We start from the raw sequence: 15,856 nt of genomic DNA on the forward strand, positions 1-15,856 counted from the left end.
TAAAAACTGTCTTATTTCGGAGCTAATCATGACTGTTAAACTTATTTGTGCTTCTCATAGCCCGCTAATGGAATTTGCGTCTCCAGCAGAAAAACAACAAGAACAAAAGGTGCGTCATACTTTTGAAAAACTGGCAGCCGAGGTCAAAGCATACGACCCAACTTTAATTATTGCTTTTGGGCCAGATCATTTTAACGGCTTCTTTTATGACCTGATGCCGAGTTTCTGCGTGGGTGTACGTGCGACGGCGGCAGGTGATTGGAATTATGGTCCAGGTGAGCTCAATGTGCCAGAAAACACAGCATTGGGTTTAATTCGACGTGTACTTGATGAAGGTGTGGATGTTGCATATTCATATCGTATGCAAGCGGATCATGGCGTAACCCAACCGCTGCATTTTTTATGTGATGGTCAACTTAATCGTTACCCAACCATTCCAATATTTATTAATGGTGCTGCTGCGCCAATGCCTACGACAAAACGAACGATTGCTTTAGGACGAGCGGTTGGGGCTTTCATCAACTCAATTAATTTAGAAAATGAACGTATATTGATATTGGGTACAGGTGGACTTTCACACGATCCACCAACCCCTCAAATGGGCTCTGCACCTCCAGAAGTTGAAGAGTTTCTAATCGCTGGGCGTAACCCAACTGTTGAAGCTCGTAATACACGTCAGGCCAAAATCATTTCAGTGGGACAGCGTTTGGCAGCAGGTGACAAGAGCGTATCTGTTCCACTTAATCCAGAGTGGGACGAACAGTTATTGGAAAAATTCAAAAATGCAGACTTTGCTGCGCTTGAAAATATGACTGAAGATGAAATTCGCCGTGAAGGTGGACGTGGTGGGCAAGAAGTTCGTACATGGATGGCTGCTTTTGCGGCATTAGAAGCTGTTGGCGATTATGAGATGACCTTACATTGCTATGAACCTATCAGTGAATGGATTGCTGGTTTTGGCATTGTATCTGCCGAGCTGAAATAAAGGATAAAACGATGAATACTCAAACTATTGTCATCATCGGTGCTGGACAGGCAGGTGCAAGTGCTATTCTGGAACTACGTAATAACAAATACGACGGTAAAATCATTTTGATTGGAGATGAATCACATCTGCCTTATGAGCGTCCTCCTTTATCTAAAGATATGATTTTAAGGCCTGAACAGACCAAAATTGAAATTCTGTCACAACAAAAATTGAAAGATTTAGGTGTCGAAGCCATTCAAGGCAATGCGGTTGTACGCATTGAGCCTGAACAATATCAAGTGATTTTGAAAAATGGTGAAAGTATTCACTATGACAAGTTATTACTCGCGACAGGAGGGGCTCCTCGTCGTCTTCCAATTTTAGATGCAGTCGGTAAAAATGTTTATACCCTGCGAAATTTGGAGGATTCACAAGCCTTGGTTCCAGTCTTTCAAGCAGGGAAGCGCATTTTGCTTGTAGGCGGTGGGGTTATTGGTCTTGAATTAGCATCAAGTGCTCGTTTTAAAGATTGTCAGGTGACCTTAATTGAACAAAGTCCAATGATTATGGGGCGTTCACCAGCAATTATTAGCCAATTTTTACTTGATGAACACCGCAACCGAGGGGTAGATATTCACTTAAATGTGCAAATTGCGAATGTCACCTTACGTGGGGAAGAAATAGTCGTACTATTGGAAAGTGGTGAAGAGCTGATTGCCGACGCTGTTGTTTATGGCATTGGGATTGTACCGAATGCTCAATTGGCCATAGATGCTGGTTTAGACGTCGATTTTGCCATTAAAGTGAATGAAAACTGCCAAACTTCGAATCCAGATATTTATGCTGCTGGTGATGTAGCAACTCAGTTGCGTGCAGATGGTAATTATGTCCGTATTGAAACTTGGGAAAATGCCAATAATCAAGCAGGCACTTTTGCTCGTCATGTCATGGGATTAGCGCAACCTAAAGCTAATCCATCATGGTTCTGGACAGATCAATATGATATTAATTTTCAATTCGTTGGCGATATGTCTGCAAAAGAATGGCATATACGAGGCAATATGAATCTGCAAGAAGACAAAAAAGTTGGATTCACCTTATTTGGGTTAGACCAAGGTATCGTTGTAGCAGGTATTGCAGTCAATCAGGCGCGTGATGTTAGGCATTTAAAAAAATTGGTTTCTAGTTCTAGCGCCTTTGATAAAGAAAAGTTGCTAGATGTGTCTATTGAATTACGAAAATTAATTTAATTAGGATTGTTATACTAAAAGCTTATTTAATATTGAAAATAAAAACCGTCATGATTATATGGCGGTTTTTTTTATGGTTAATTATAAATATTTTCCATGAGTGGATATTATTAATACTTAATTTGAACTTCATTATAATTTTTAGCTATTAATAGATTTTATTTTTGTTGAGTGATTAATATGTTTTTTAGATTTTAAATTTTATTTTTGTAATTTAAATAATTGAAATGTATGTTTATTTTAATTTTATTATAGGTTATTCCTATAAGACTAAAGTATTTAAGTGAAATGTAGTAAATGTTTTTTTATTTTTTTATGAAACTATAGAACTTAAGGATAATTTAGAAATAAAAGCAGTTAAGAAATGATGGTGAATGATTTTTTAAACTAGTAGAAAAGGATTTTTCTATGGACCGTGCAGGAAATAAGCACTCTATTATTACGATCGTCATTTGTTTTTTAATTGCTGTGATTGAAGGGATTGATATTCAAGCAGCGGGTATCGCTGCTGTAGGTATTCGAGAATCTTTTGGTCTAGATAGCTCTCAACTCGGTATTTTTTTTAGTGTCGGAATATTGGGGTTATTACCCGGTGCATTAATTGGTGGACGTTATGCAGACCGCATTGGCCGTAAGATGGTGTTAATCGGGGCTGTCGCTATTTTTGCAGTATTTACCCTTTGCACCGTTTGGGTAAATAGTTTCTATATGTTGCTGTTGGTACGTTTTTTAGCAGGAGCTGGATTAGGGGCTGCAATGCCAAATTTAATTGCTCTAGTTTCGGAAGCTGTTTCTAGCGAAAATCGTGGGCGTGCTGTCGGTTTGATGTATTGTGGTATGCCAATAGGAGCCATATTGGTGTCATTATTGGCAGCCTACGATGTAAGTGGACATTGGCAAACAATTTTTTACGTTGGTGGAATCGTTCCTCTTCTTGTACTTCCACTTATGATCAAATTTTTACCAGAGTCACGGGAGTTTTTACAAACTAGATTTCAGGATAAATCTATTACACGCATAGAAAGCTCTTTTAAAAATCTATTTCAAAATAACTATGCAGGGCAGACTCTATTACTTTGGGCAAGCTATTTTTTTACCTTGATGGTTGTATACATCATGTTGAGTTGGTTGCCATCTCTCTTTATGGAGTTAGGATTCTCTCGTCAACAGGGTAGTTTAGCTCAAGTCTTTTTCCAAATGGGCGCTGCACTAGGCACGGTTGTTTTGGGTATTTTGATTGATCGCTGGAATAAAGCTTATGTCATTATATTGATGTACATAGGTATTTTAGCTGGTTTATTTAGTTTAAATGGAGCCGGTAGTCTTACTGCGATGTATGCAGCCGCAGCATTAATGGGAACATTTACAATTGGTGGGCAAGGCGTTTTATATGCATTCGGTAGCATTGTATATCCAACTGAGATTCGGGCAACGGGTGTAGGCAGTGCCGCAGCGGTTGGGCGTATTGGTGCAATGTTAGGACCTGCGATTGCTGGACAATTACTCGCGATGGGAAGCGGTGCTACAGGCGTAATTTCTGCTGCCATCCCTGGAATTATCATTTCAGCATTACTGATGCTTTTAGTGATTCGCAAATTACATCAGGCCCAATAATCTGAATACCACAATGAAAAAAGCTCATATTTAGGAGCTTTTTTCATATTTGGCATTATTTGAGTGAAATTTCAAATTTGATCATCCGAATGTTTTAGTAAGTTCATAACTATATCGAGCATATGAGTCGAATTACGGTTTTACTAATCATCTATATTGAGTAAGAAAAATGTATTCAGTTACCAAGGAAAAGCTTTGGAATCGTTCATTTATTCTGTGTGTATTGAACAATCTTTTTTTATTCATTTATTACTATGCATTACTCACAATATTGCCACTTTATATTTTAAAAGAATTATCCGGTTCAATCAGTCAGGCTGGTTTGGCGTTAACCTTATTTTTGGTTTCATCTATTATCACTCGTCCTTTTTCTGGCTTAATTATTGATCGGTTAGGTAAAAAATATGCCTTACGAGGTTCGGCATTATTATTTGCACTTCTGGCATTAAGTTATTTATGGGCAAATCAGTTATGGCTTTTATTGCTTATTCGTTGTGTGCATGGGATCTGGTTTAGCATTTTGACGACAGTAATAGTGCCTATAGTGAATGATTTTATACCTGAGCATAGAAAGGGCGAGGGTATGGGATATTTCGTAATGTCTACGAATCTGGCTGTTGTTTTTGGGCCAATGATCGCATTAGCCACGATACGTTACACAAGCTTTTATAATTTATTTGCCTTTTTAGCATTCATTGTTTGTTTAGGTTTAATTTTTTGTTTTCTTATTCCCGTTTCTTCCTTAAAAGATAAGGAGGTCGTCTCTGCAAAGCGGAGTATTACATTTGACGATATCTTTGAAAAAAGGGTGATGTCTATCGGCGTTATTGCTTTATTTACTGCAATGTCTTATTCAAGCATTATGAGCTTTATTAGTGTCTATAGTGAAACAAAAGGCTTATTAGCGGCGACCAGCATATTTTTTATTATATTTGCCATATCAATGATTATAGTGCGCCCTTGGGTAGGTTATTCTTATGATAAAAGAGGGGCTAATTCCGTGGTTTACCCTTCATTTATCCTTTTTTCAATAGGCTTATTTTTAGTTAGTTGGATGCAAACACAGTGGGGCTATTGGTTGGCGGCAGTACTCATAGGAATGGGATACGGATCCCTTTTCCCTATTTTTCAAACCATGGCAATACAATCGGTTGAGAAAAAGAGAATAGGGCATGCTGTTTCAACCTTTTTTACTTTATTTGATTTCGGAATGGCCATTGGTTCAGTTTTGGTAGGATTAATTATTGCCCAAATAGGCTATGAGAAAACTTACCAGTTGTGTGCATTCCTTACGATAATGACTTCATTTTTATATCGTTGGATATGTAATAAAGATGGAAAGACAATAATTAGGATATGACATGGAATTACGTCACTTACGCTACTTTGTTGCGGTTGCTGAAGAGCTGAATTTTACTAAGGCAGCAATGCGTATGCATACGGTGCAACCTTCTCTTAGTCAGCAGATTAAAGATTTAGAAGAAGAGGTGGGGGTTCAGCTTTTTATACGAAGTAAGCGAAAAGTTGAACTGACCAAAGCAGGAGAAGTCTTTTTTAAAGAAGCTCTAATCATTTTAGAACATACAGAGAAAGCAATTAGTTTGGCTCAACAAACTGCCAAAGTTGAACAAGAACAATTAAATATTGGTTTTGTTCCAGCGGCAGAAATGAAAATCTTCCCCTATATCATGCCCAATATAAGAGCGCATTTTCCAGAATTAACAATTGATTTTCATAGCCTTACGGATGATGAACAACTAGTAGCGCTTAGAAAAGGCGAAATAGATATCGCTTTTACTCGCTATGGAACTGATTCAGATGAACTGGTTTCGATTCAGGTATTTCAAGAGCCACTTACCTTAATTATTCCCAAAAATTCGCCAGAGGCTCAACAGGAACGCATTAGTATAAAAAGTTTTGAACAACATGATTTTGTGATTTGCAATGAAGAGTCATCGCCAGAACTTTATCGAATTATTCATAACTTCTTTAAAAAAACTAAGCTTAACGTCACTGTTGTACAGCACTCAACTAATATCTTACTTAACGTTAATTTAGTCGGAATGGAAATTGGTTGGAGCTTGGTACCACAGTATGTGATTCCTCTATTAGGAGATAAAATTATAGTTAAAAAGACGATAGAACCATTACCGATGATAGGTTTATATGTTTCTTATCGAAAAGATCATGTTAATAAAGCTATAGATTTGATTTTAGATGTACTTAAAAAACAATTTTATCTGGACTTTAATTAATATAAAAAGCCATTCAAAAGAATGGCTTAAAAAACTTTAGTTAATTAAATGCATTTTTTCAAAAAGTTCTTCACTTATACTATTCACCGTTTGGGGAATAGCAAGACCTGCTATAAAACGGTCAGGTCGTAATATCACCATAGATTGATTTGTTTGACCAAACCAAGTGCGGATTTCACTATCTGCATCACCGATTGTAATGAAATCTGCATTAGAAGTTTGATTTGGTGCATCTAATTGCACGTTAGGGACGACTTGAATAAATTTAATGCCTAATTTAATCCATTTTTTCATAATATTGGGTGAGATGCCCCAAGTTGGATTGACTCCCCAAGCGAGAATGGCAAAGTTATTTCCAATGACATCATCTAATAAAATTTTGTCTTTATTTCCAAACTGGACATGAGGTTGTATGAACATCTTTCCAACAGGTGTATTTTTTCCTGAAAATGGTGCCAATATTCCCTCATTATATTTTGGCATTGGCTTGAAACGCATTTCTAGTAAATAGCGTTTTATGGGTTGTATGTAGTTCAATGCATAAGAAATACTATCACGAACAACACCTTGCCATTTTTTCGGTGGAGCAAGTACATGACCCGCTAGAACGGATAAATTAATCATTGCTTGTGCGTGGTCTTTCCTTTCTAGTTGATAGCTATCAAGAATTTCAGGGCTTGCCACTTTTTTAATGACCAAAGCCATTTTCCAAGCAAGATTAAATGCATCACGCATACCACTATTGTAACCTTGGCCCTGCCACACAGGCATAATATGTGCAGCATCGCCTGCCAATAAAATACGGTCTACGCGGAAACGATCTGCAATACGTGCATTATGTGTATATACACGTTGGCGTATGACTTCAATATTATCGGTATGAGGTAAAACTTTTCCTAATAGACGATTAATGTTCTCAGGTTTACTAAGTTCTTCTTGGGTCTCTCCTGGCATTACCATAAATTCAAAACGTCGGATGCCATGTGGTAAAGCTGCTGATACGTAAGGACGAACTGGATCACAGCATAAATATACATGAGGGGTAGCTAATGGATCGTTTGCAAGATCAATAACAATCCATTGGTTAGGTGCTGTTTTTCCTTCAAAATTAATATTGAGATTACGACGTACAAATGAATTTCCGCCGTCACAAGCAATAAGGTACTGTGCTTGAATAATTTCTTGTTTTTTGTCTTTTGTAGTGAGGTTTAAAGTTACATGTTCTTTGTCTTGAGTAAAACTATTTAAGTGGCGTGAAAAAAATACCTGTGTTGTAGGGTATAACGCTAAACCTTCAAGTAAAACACGGTCAACTTGAGGTTGGATAAATGCATTACGACGTGGCCAACCAAATTCGCGAGTCATGGGTTGGATATCTGCAAAGCAACGTCCTTTAGGAGTTAAAAAGCGCATTGCATGATTTGGGGTGGTATGCGGTAAAACTTGTTTAATTAATCCTAAAGATTGGATTGTTCTTAATGATTCATCGTCAATACCAATGGCTCTTGGATAATCAATAAGCTGATCTAATTGTTCAATAACAGTAACTTGTACACCTTGCTTACTTAAGTAATTTGCAATTGTTAATCCAACAGGTCCTGCCCCTAAAATTGCAACTTCCGTGGTGTGATGTTGAGTTTGATTCACAGTAAATATCCCTTACTATCAAGTTTTCTTATTAATATCAAACTTGAAAGAAGGTTGAATTTAATCAATAGTTTAATAAGTGAATTTTAAGAAGCAGGATGTATATTTAATTTTTTTTAATATATTGTATTTAAAGGAGTTTTTATAATCTTGCAATAGTTTTTTTAAATCCAATCATTGTTTTAAATTATAATTGAAGGATGTCGCTTTTAGAGCTAAAAATTTATTCATTGTAAAAATAATAAAACTTTTATTATCAAAGCTTTGTCTTACTAAAAATACAAATATTATTAACTTTTATAATGAGTAACAGTTATACAATGCCAAATAAGTTGCCATGATGGAAAATAGTATTTCTGTCACAAATCACTCTAAATGGCAGACATAATCAATCACTTCATTTGTCATAATTTTAAATTTACTATTTTCAGGAACATTAAAAGATTCACCGCTAGAATAAATTGTAGCTTCTGGTTCATCGCCAATTTGAACAGTGCATTTCCCAGAAATAATTTCGATACGCTCTGGCACATGAGTTTTAAATGTTAAAGCCTTATCTGATGGAAGAATAACTCCTAGAGTCTTTTTTGTTCCATCAGCTAGTTCAATTACATGACTAATAGAATGCCCCTCATAGTAGACATTCGCTTTTTTTGTTATAGAAACAGAATCAAATTGATTTGGCATTTCTTGTATCTCTTTATTGTACTAAATATTATTAAGATAATAATAAAAGTTCCTCTGAATCTTCAAGCTATAAAATTACATTTTAGGTAAGCAATAAAAGTAACTTTTCTCTCAAGTAGATCACTAACGAGAAATTAGTAAATATCAATTAAATGATTCAAAAATAAAAAGCCCAAGGTGAGGGCTTTCTAATCTATGAAATACCTTTAGGGTCTTGAGCAAAAGGTAATCTAAATAAGGCAATTGTACGCAAAATAAACTGATGACTAAAGTCTGGTTGGTAGATTTACTACCTGAGCATCCTCAATAACATCTAAGCGGAGAATTATCTAGCGTAGTTTTTATATATAAATAAGGACAGAAAAGATGAAATATTTGTCTTTTTCTAATTTTTAGAAAACTTATCTAGAGTATAAAAGTATATAAAAAATAAGATTTTGAAAAATATAAAATTATAGTTATGAGTACAGGCAGAGATAAGTTGAGCTAAAAACATTACTTATATGAAATAAAATGAATAGTAAACTACTGGTTATTCCATAAAAAAACATCATAATTGGATATAACCTTTATTTATAAATCTTGTCCTAAGCTATTATGAAAATTGAAGATATTGAAGCTTTTGTTTGTTTTGTCAATGTTCAATCTACCAGTCTGGCTGCCCAGCAATTAGGTATTTCACAACCTGCTATTACTAGAAGGATCCAAAATCTAGAATCAGATTTGGGATTACAACTTTTTGACCGTAATACACGCCCTCTAAAATTGACTCAGCTAGGATTTCAAATTTTTGAGCAGTGTGCACAGGTTACTGCTGAAATAGATGCATTAGGGCAATTAGTGAACAGCTATAAATTATCAACCCAAAACTTACGGATTGGTATTGCGACAAGTCTATCAGACACGATCTTGTCAGGTATTTTAGAAGACTTAAAGCAAAGTTATCCAACATTAAACTTAGAAATTAGCACAGGTTGGGGTATCGATTTATTAGATAAATTTAAGGAAAAAAAGCTAGATTGCATTTTTTCAACAACAGCCCAAACTTATGGACAGAATGACCAGATAAACATAGAAATTTTAGGTCAGTTACAAATTGTGCCGACTATTTCTAAAAAATTAAAAAAGATGTCTGTACAGCATCTTGCCGATTGCCAGTCTTTAGGATGGATTCTTAATACTGAAGGGTGCGGTTTTCGCCAATATCTTGTATCGGAGTACCATAAATTGAATCAGTTACCTAATATAAAAATTGAGGTTACAGGAACCAATTTGCAGATGAATTTATTGGCTCAAGGTCTTGGAGTAGGATTATTACCTAAAGAAGTTTTTGAAAAGAGTATTTATGCTGCTCAACTTACCTCAATCGAACTTACTGACTTCAATTTATCAGTGCAACTTTTTTATATGATTCAACCCGATTTGAATGAAGTCTATCAATCAATTTGCCAGGAGATGAGCCGTAAAGTACAGAGCATACTAGGATGGGGATGAAATAAAATATCAAGAAATTTTATTGAGCATAATCAATATAAAAAGCATTAGTTGAAGATAACGCTTTCGTTGACGTCCGCAATGTTTTGAGCCTCACTCATTCTGTTAGTATTCCATATTTTAATATTATTATATATTTAATATTTGTTTTTAACATATTAAGACCTGCCGTATTGTTATAAAAAATACATCGGATTTAAATATGGCAATTCAAATTTTAGGAATGATCTGGCACCGTGAGGCATCTGAAATTATTCCAGCGACAAAAACTTTTGATAAAAATTATATTGTCAAAATTGCTCAGGCACATGAACAGGCAGGGTTTGACCGTATTCTATGTGGCTATTGGTCCGATCAGGCTGATGGTTTTTTAGTGACAGCCTATGCTGCTGCACATACTTCTAAAATAAAATTTTTACTAGCACATCGTCCAGGTTTTGTTTCTCCAACATTGGCAGCCCGTAAATTGGCAACCTTGGATCAGCTGACGGATGGACGTTTAGCACTACATGTTATTTCTGGCGGGAGTGATATTGATCAGAAAAAAGATGGAGATTTTTTAAATAAACAAGAGCGCTATGCACGTAGTGCTGAGTTCATCGAAGTTGTACAAAAAACATGGTATAGCCAAGAACCTTTTAGCTATGAAGGTGATTATTACCATGTAGTAGATGCTTATTCTGAAATTAAACCACTCCAAACACACTTACCAATTTATTTTGGCGGTTCTTCCATAGAAGCTTTACAAGTTGCCGCAAAACAGGTTGATATTTTTGCGCTTTGGGGAGAGCCTCTAGCGGGGGCCCAAGAGCAGGTTGAAACACTAAATCAGTTGGCAGCACAACATGAGCGCCAACTTGATTACAACATTTCATTTCGTCCAATTATTGCTGATAGTGAGTCCAGAGCTTGGGAAAAAGCGCAAGAAATTTATCAATTATCTAAAAAGCAATTAGAAACTTTTGGCTTACAAGCTGCCAGAAAAAAACCACAAAGTACGGGTGGGCAACGTTTACTTGCAGCAGCGGGTCAAGGCGAACGTTTAGATACCAATTTATGGACTGGTATTACTTCTTTAGTTCAAGGTAGTTATAACTCCACGGCATTAGTGGGAACCCCAGAACAAGTTGCAGAGTCTATTTTGCAATATTACAAACTCGGCATTCATAGCGTATTGATACGTGGGTTTGATCCTGTTCAGGACGCAATTGATTATGGTCGAGAGCTATTGCCTCAAATCCGTGAAAAAACAGAAAAATATGATCAACAGCAACAGCTGATTTCGGCCTAATCTGAAAGGAAATAATAATGAATCACTATGGCAAAATTTTATTGGGTGTTTTTACAACAGCAATTTTAGTCGGTTGTACAAAAAAAGAGGCTTCATCTGAACATGCTCAGGCATCTGAAGTCAAAGCAAATAAGGGGCAGGTTGTGCTCAATATTGGTGATCAAAAAGGCAATATGCGTGCACAGCTTGAAGCATCTGGTGCTTTAAAAAATGTCTCATATAAAATTAATTGGTATGAATTTCCAGCTGCTGCACCAGTTGCAGAAGCATTGAAAGTAGATGCGATTGATATTGGTTACTTAGGTGATGCACCGTTTATTTTTGCTAATTCTAATGGGGGAACAGCCAAGGCTATTGCCGTGTATAAAGCAGATCCATATCCAGTTGCTATTTTAGTGCCGCAGAATAGTCCAATTAAGTCTGCCAAAGATTTAAAGGGTAAAAGTTTAGCATTTAATAAAGGCTCAATTAGTCATCTTCTAACTTTAAAGGCCCTAGAACAACAAGGTCTGAAGCCTGAAGATGTAACGTTTAAATTTTTACCGCCTGCCGATGGAAAATTAGCTGTTGCCAATGGTTCAGTAGATGCTTGGGTGGTATGGGATCCATATACGGCATATGCTGAGCTTAAGGATCATTTTCGGGTTGTGGTTAATGGCCGTGGTTTGTATTCAGGTTATACCTTTTTAGCAGCCACGGATAAATCTTTAAAAGATCAGAACAAACGTGTGGCAATTCAAGATTTCATCTACCGTTTAAAAGAGTCGCAAGCTTGGGCAGGACAACACGGGGATGAGTTTGGTAAAGCTTATGCCAAAATAACTGGACTACCAGAAGATGTGGGAATCAAAGCTTTTAAACGCCGTAATGCCTCGTGGGAGCCGATCGATAATGAAGTGATCAAAGTTTCTCAAGGAACTGCCGATTTTTATACCAAATATAAGCTGATTGATAAAAAGTTTGATGTGACATCTTCATTTGATACTGATTTTAAAGTGGAGCAAAAATAAAGATGAGTCAGTTGCAACAAGTACTCCAGCCGTTGATTGAAAGAATTGAATATGGAATTTCACAGCAATTAGAAGATGTTGATCTCATACAATCTTTTATTCCAGATTTTCGTAGATTGCTGCATTTAAATGATTGGTTGCCAAGCTCTTATCGGCAACCGAACCCTGAACGCTATCAACAGTTTTTATTATATCGCGATCCGGAAGATCATTTTTCAATTGTCAGTTTTGTATGGGATAAGGGACAAACTACACCAATCCATAATCATGAAGTTTGGGGAGTCGTTGGTGTCCTGCAAGGTGAAGAAATCTCACAGCGCTATCAAAGAAATGCATTAGGGCATTTTGAGATCACAGGTGAACCAGATCATTTAAAAGTTGGCGAAATTGATTTTTTTACTCCAGCTTTGGGTGATGTGCATCAAGTGAGTAATGCGCTGTCCGATCAGGTTTCGATTAGCATCCACATTTATGGTGCAGATATTGGCAAAGTAGAACGCTATACCTTTGCTTTAGATGGCACAGCAAAGCGTTTTATTTCAGGTTATTCAAATCAGGAACATTAATATGACAACCAATATTCAAACTTATCAAGATATCCGCAAAAAGCTATTGGCTGGTCAAGAAATCGCACTAATTGATGTACGTGAAGAAGATCCATATGCTCAAGGTCATCCTTTGTTTGCTGCCAATATTTCTCTTTCCAAATTTGAAGTAGAAATTCTCAATCGAATACCTCGTCTGTCTACAGATATTGTTATTTATGACAATGGTGAGGGCTTGGCAGAACGTGCCTATCAACAGTTACAAGCATTGGGCTATCAGCAGATTTCATTATTGGATGGTGGTTTACAAGGCTGGAAAGATGCAGGCGGTGAAATTTTTATTGATGTCAATTCAGCAAGTAAAGCCTTTGGTGAATTTGTTGAACATCATAAAGGAACGCCGTCACTGTCAGCTCAAGAAGTCAAAAAATTAATTGATGATCAGGAAAACATTGTCATTCTGGACGCTCGTCGTTTTGATGAATATCAAACCATGAGTATTCCGGGCGGCATCAGCGTACCTGGTGCTGAATTGGTACTCCATGCTAAAAATATTGTTAAAGATGAAAATACTAAAATTATTGTGAATTGTGCAGGGCGTACACGTAGTTTAATTGGTACACAGTCATTGATTAATGCCAAGATTGGACATGAAGTCTATGCTTTACGTAACGGTACGATTGGTTGGACATTGGCACAGCAGCAATTAGCTTTAGGACAACAGCAACAATATACTAATTTTGCTAATAAAAATAATCCATCAGGCGTATTAGAGAATGCTAAACAATTAACACAACAGGCTGGTGTAAAAACGATTAGTTTGGAACAACTACAACTATTCCAACAACAGAGTGAACGCACTACCTATGTTTTTGATGTACGGTCAGAAGAAGAGTATATACAAGCGCATCTACCCAATAGCCGTTGGATTGGTGGTGGGCAACTAGTTCAGGAAACTGACCATTATGCGAGTGTACGCGGTGCCACAATTGTACTCATTGATGATCAACTCGTGCGTGCTTATATGACTGCCTCTTGGTTGGCGCAAATGAATTGGGATGTCTACGTACTCGATGCGGATTTTCAGACAATATTTACTGAGCAAGGAGGATGGAAACCAGTTGTTCCGTTATTGCATATAAAACATCGGATCACACCTGAACAATTGCAAGCATGGTTAGATGTCGGTGAAGAAGTCACTATTCTGGATTTTACAACTAGTGCAAACTATCAAAAAGGGCATATTCCTACTGCTCAATGGGTATTAAAAGCAGATATTGAACGACTGTTTAATGAGAAAAAAATTCCAACAAACCATAAAATTGTTGTCACTTGTGGTACTAGTCTGTTGGCACAATATGCAGTATCTGCTCTTCAATCCAAAATTTCAGAAAATGTTTATGTCTTGGAAGGCGGTAATCAGGCATGGGCAAAAACTTTTGTTTTGGAAACTGATAAACATGTGTACTTATCTCCCCGTATAGATCGGTATAAACGCCCTTATGAAGGAACGGATAATTCTATCCAAGCTATGCAAGACTATTTAGAGTGGGAATATGGATTAGTTGCCCAATTGAATACAGATGGGACACATGGTTTCTTTGTGGTTTAGTTAAATATTTAGCTAAAATATTGATAAAAACCATAATAGCTCTTTTAAAAACGAAGAAGAGCTATTATGAAAATCATAAGTATTAATCAAAATTTGTTCTTGAGATTTCTCTAAAAATGTTTTTTGAAACCAAGTAATAACTGTTGCCTGAAAAACAGTTATTCAACAATAAACTATCACTTTTATGCACAGATAGAGAAAGATCTTTTTGTAAGACATTGAAAATAATTATAAAAATATTTGGCATGTAAATTGAAATATAACAGCAATATTTTTTTATCTCATCGTTTAGCAATCGACGTTATGAGGGGGGTATTGCAAAAATGTCAGATTATTCGCAAAGTCTTATTTCACTGTTGGCATACCACGCAACAGCACGTCCGGATGCAATTGCATTAAGACATAAAAAGCTAGGTCTGTGGCAGCAGTGGTCATGGAAAAATTTACTAGAACTTAGCGAAAGATACGCTTCTGCGCTTTATGAGTATGGTTTTCAAAACAAGCAAACTTTTCTTATTGTCAGTGCTCCGAATATCGATGTAGTTGCTATTAGTCTGGCTATACAGGCTTTAGGTGGCGAAGTTCAATTGATTGACCAAAGTGTTGATACATTAAAAACAGAAGACTTTTTACGACATCTTGCGATTTTAAAGCCAGATTATATTCTCGTAGAAGAGCTAGAGCAGCTTGTTTCAATTGAGACATTACGCTATCACCCAATTTATATTTTTTATATTGAACAAAGCAAATTAAGTACATTTGAATATGACTATGTTGTAGGTGTCGATAAGTTATTAAAAAATTCCAACGAGAAATATCGTATTGATTTTAAAAAGACTCAGCTCGAACCTGCACAAATTGCTTTTAGCTTTGAACGAATTAAATCTAATCAACGACTGAGAGTGCAATATTCTCATCAAGATTTGATTGCAGAGGCCAAACATTTAGTTCAAAACCACCACTTAGATCATCATGAGGAAGCATTTGTCACGCGTGCTTTTTCAAGTGTTGGGCACATTCGTTATCTATGGTCGTCATGGCTACTTGCAGGTTTTAACTTAAATATTCCTGAGACCTTAAATACTCGCGATCAGGATAGACAGATTATTTCGCCAACATTGATTTTAGGGACCAATGAAACCTATGCCCGTGTTGAGCAGTTAATTTATAACCGCTTACCAAGTGATAAATGGCTTGCCAAACATTACCAGCACGCACTTCAAAAACAGAAAAATGAAGAAAAATTATCTTTGATTGATAAGTTGAGCTTTGCCTTATTTAAGCAAGTCATTTTAGAAGAGTTGGGTTTTTCACATCTTAAAGTGGCTTTAACAGTGGGGCAGCCTGTAACGCTTGCAACACAAAATTTTTATCGAAGTTTAGGTGTGAAGTTACACGAATGGGGAGAATATGCCGAATGGCAAAGTACCCAATTGGACAATTCGCAGCTTCATTCTTTGCCCATAACAACAATAAATTAAGAC

At 36.4% G+C, this 15,856-nt stretch carries 13 protein-coding genes; 11 read left to right on the top strand and 2 right to left on the bottom strand.

The window, feature by feature from the left end; all coding sequences use genetic code 11:
- Window positions 1-28 precede the first annotated feature (28 nt).
- From QLG01_RS12670 to QLG01_RS12690, 5 genes are all read left to right on the top strand, one after another.
- The gene (locus QLG01_RS12670; protein WP_282496581.1) at window positions 29-985 is read left to right on the top strand and encodes a 3-carboxyethylcatechol 2,3-dioxygenase; all 957 of its coding nucleotides are present in this window, start codon (window positions 29-31) and stop codon (window positions 983-985) included.
- A gap of 11 nt (window positions 986-996) precedes the next feature.
- Window positions 997-2,217, top strand: a complete 1,221-nt coding sequence (gene hcaD, locus QLG01_RS12675) for a 3-phenylpropionate/cinnamic acid dioxygenase ferredoxin--NAD(+) reductase subunit (RefSeq protein WP_282496582.1) — start codon at window positions 997-999, stop codon at window positions 2,215-2,217.
- Window positions 2,218-2,625: 408 nt separating this feature from the next.
- Window positions 2,626-3,831, top strand: a complete 1,206-nt coding sequence (gene mhpT / locus QLG01_RS12680) for a 3-(3-hydroxy-phenyl)propionate transporter MhpT (RefSeq protein ID WP_045431596.1) — start codon at window positions 2,626-2,628, stop codon at window positions 3,829-3,831.
- Between the two features lie 169 nt (window positions 3,832-4,000).
- Window positions 4,001-5,191 carry an MFS transporter gene (locus tag QLG01_RS12685; RefSeq protein WP_151988283.1) on the top strand — a complete coding sequence of 397 codons (1,191 nt, stop codon included), beginning with the start codon at window positions 4,001-4,003 and terminating at the stop codon, window positions 5,189-5,191.
- A gap of 1 nt (window position 5,192) precedes the next feature.
- Window positions 5,193-6,086, top strand: a complete 894-nt coding sequence (locus QLG01_RS12690; RefSeq protein WP_151988282.1) for a LysR substrate-binding domain-containing protein — start codon at window positions 5,193-5,195, stop codon at window positions 6,084-6,086.
- A 36-nt stretch (window positions 6,087-6,122) separates the two neighbouring features.
- On the opposite strand, the gene QLG01_RS12695 is transcribed toward QLG01_RS12690, so the two are convergent.
- The gene (locus QLG01_RS12695) at window positions 6,123-7,733 is read right to left on the bottom strand and encodes a bifunctional 3-(3-hydroxy-phenyl)propionate/3-hydroxycinnamic acid hydroxylase (protein ID WP_198308209.1); all 1,611 of its coding nucleotides are present in this window, start codon (window positions 7,731-7,733) and stop codon (window positions 6,123-6,125) included.
- Window positions 7,734-8,099: 366 nt separating this feature from the next.
- Entirely contained in the window at window positions 8,100-8,420 is a 321-nt protein-coding gene (locus QLG01_RS12700; protein WP_005046848.1) for a pyrimidine/purine nucleoside phosphorylase, read from the bottom strand.
- 597 nt (window positions 8,421-9,017) lie between these two features.
- Here QLG01_RS12700 and QLG01_RS12705 point away from each other — a divergent pair.
- The 6 genes from QLG01_RS12705 (at window position 9,018) to QLG01_RS12730 (ending at window position 15,853) form a co-directional block, all read left to right on the top strand.
- Complete coding sequence (locus QLG01_RS12705; protein WP_151989423.1) at window positions 9,018-9,914, top strand: LysR family transcriptional regulator; 897 nt, start codon at window positions 9,018-9,020, stop codon at window positions 9,912-9,914.
- Window positions 9,915-10,116: 202 nt separating this feature from the next.
- Window positions 10,117-11,205, top strand: coding sequence for an LLM class flavin-dependent oxidoreductase (locus QLG01_RS12710; RefSeq protein ID WP_282496584.1), 1,089 nt, complete (start codon window positions 10,117-10,119; stop codon window positions 11,203-11,205).
- Window positions 11,206-11,222: 17 nt separating this feature from the next.
- The gene (locus QLG01_RS12715) at window positions 11,223-12,215 is read left to right on the top strand and encodes an ABC transporter substrate-binding protein (RefSeq protein WP_282496585.1); all 993 of its coding nucleotides are present in this window, start codon (window positions 11,223-11,225) and stop codon (window positions 12,213-12,215) included.
- A gap of 2 nt (window positions 12,216-12,217) precedes the next feature.
- Window positions 12,218-12,781 (top strand): cysteine dioxygenase, encoded by a 564-nt coding sequence (locus QLG01_RS12720; RefSeq protein WP_192835641.1) that lies wholly within the window; start codon window positions 12,218-12,220, stop codon window positions 12,779-12,781.
- Between the two features lies 1 nt (window position 12,782).
- The gene (locus QLG01_RS12725) at window positions 12,783-14,372 is read left to right on the top strand and encodes a rhodanese-like domain-containing protein (protein ID WP_282496586.1); all 1,590 of its coding nucleotides are present in this window, start codon (window positions 12,783-12,785) and stop codon (window positions 14,370-14,372) included.
- A gap of 323 nt (window positions 14,373-14,695) precedes the next feature.
- Window positions 14,696-15,853, top strand: a complete 1,158-nt coding sequence (locus QLG01_RS12730; protein WP_282496587.1) for an AMP-binding protein — start codon at window positions 14,696-14,698, stop codon at window positions 15,851-15,853.
- Window positions 15,854-15,856: the final 3 nt, after the last annotated feature.

The sequence above is a fragment of the Acinetobacter sp. V89_4 genome (assembly GCF_029967875.1).
GTDB classification, from domain to species: domain Bacteria; phylum Pseudomonadota; class Gammaproteobacteria; order Pseudomonadales; family Moraxellaceae; genus Acinetobacter; species Acinetobacter oleivorans.

Coding starts and splice junctions, on each gene's coding strand:
- QLG01_RS12670 (WP_282496581.1), top strand. CDS start 29: ATGACTGTTAAACTTATTTGTGCTTCTCATAGCCCGCTAATGGAATTT.
- QLG01_RS12715 (WP_282496585.1), top strand. CDS start 11,223: ATGAATCACTATGGCAAAATTTTATTGGGTGTTTTTACAACAGCAATT.
- QLG01_RS12710 (WP_282496584.1), top strand. CDS start 10,117: ATGGCAATTCAAATTTTAGGAATGATCTGGCACCGTGAGGCATCTGAA.
- QLG01_RS12705 (WP_151989423.1), top strand. CDS start 9,018: ATGAAAATTGAAGATATTGAAGCTTTTGTTTGTTTTGTCAATGTTCAA.
- QLG01_RS12690 (WP_151988282.1), top strand. CDS start 5,193: ATGGAATTACGTCACTTACGCTACTTTGTTGCGGTTGCTGAAGAGCTG.
- QLG01_RS12720 (WP_192835641.1), top strand. CDS start 12,218: ATGAGTCAGTTGCAACAAGTACTCCAGCCGTTGATTGAAAGAATTGAA.
- hcaD (WP_282496582.1), top strand. CDS start 997: ATGAATACTCAAACTATTGTCATCATCGGTGCTGGACAGGCAGGTGCA.
- QLG01_RS12700 (WP_005046848.1), bottom strand. CDS start 8,420: ATGCCAAATCAATTTGATTCTGTTTCTATAACAAAAAAAGCGAATGTC.
- QLG01_RS12725 (WP_282496586.1), top strand. CDS start 12,783: ATGACAACCAATATTCAAACTTATCAAGATATCCGCAAAAAGCTATTG.
- QLG01_RS12730 (WP_282496587.1), top strand. CDS start 14,696: ATGTCAGATTATTCGCAAAGTCTTATTTCACTGTTGGCATACCACGCA.
- QLG01_RS12685 (WP_151988283.1), top strand. CDS start 4,001: ATGTATTCAGTTACCAAGGAAAAGCTTTGGAATCGTTCATTTATTCTG.
- mhpT (WP_045431596.1), top strand. CDS start 2,626: ATGGACCGTGCAGGAAATAAGCACTCTATTATTACGATCGTCATTTGT.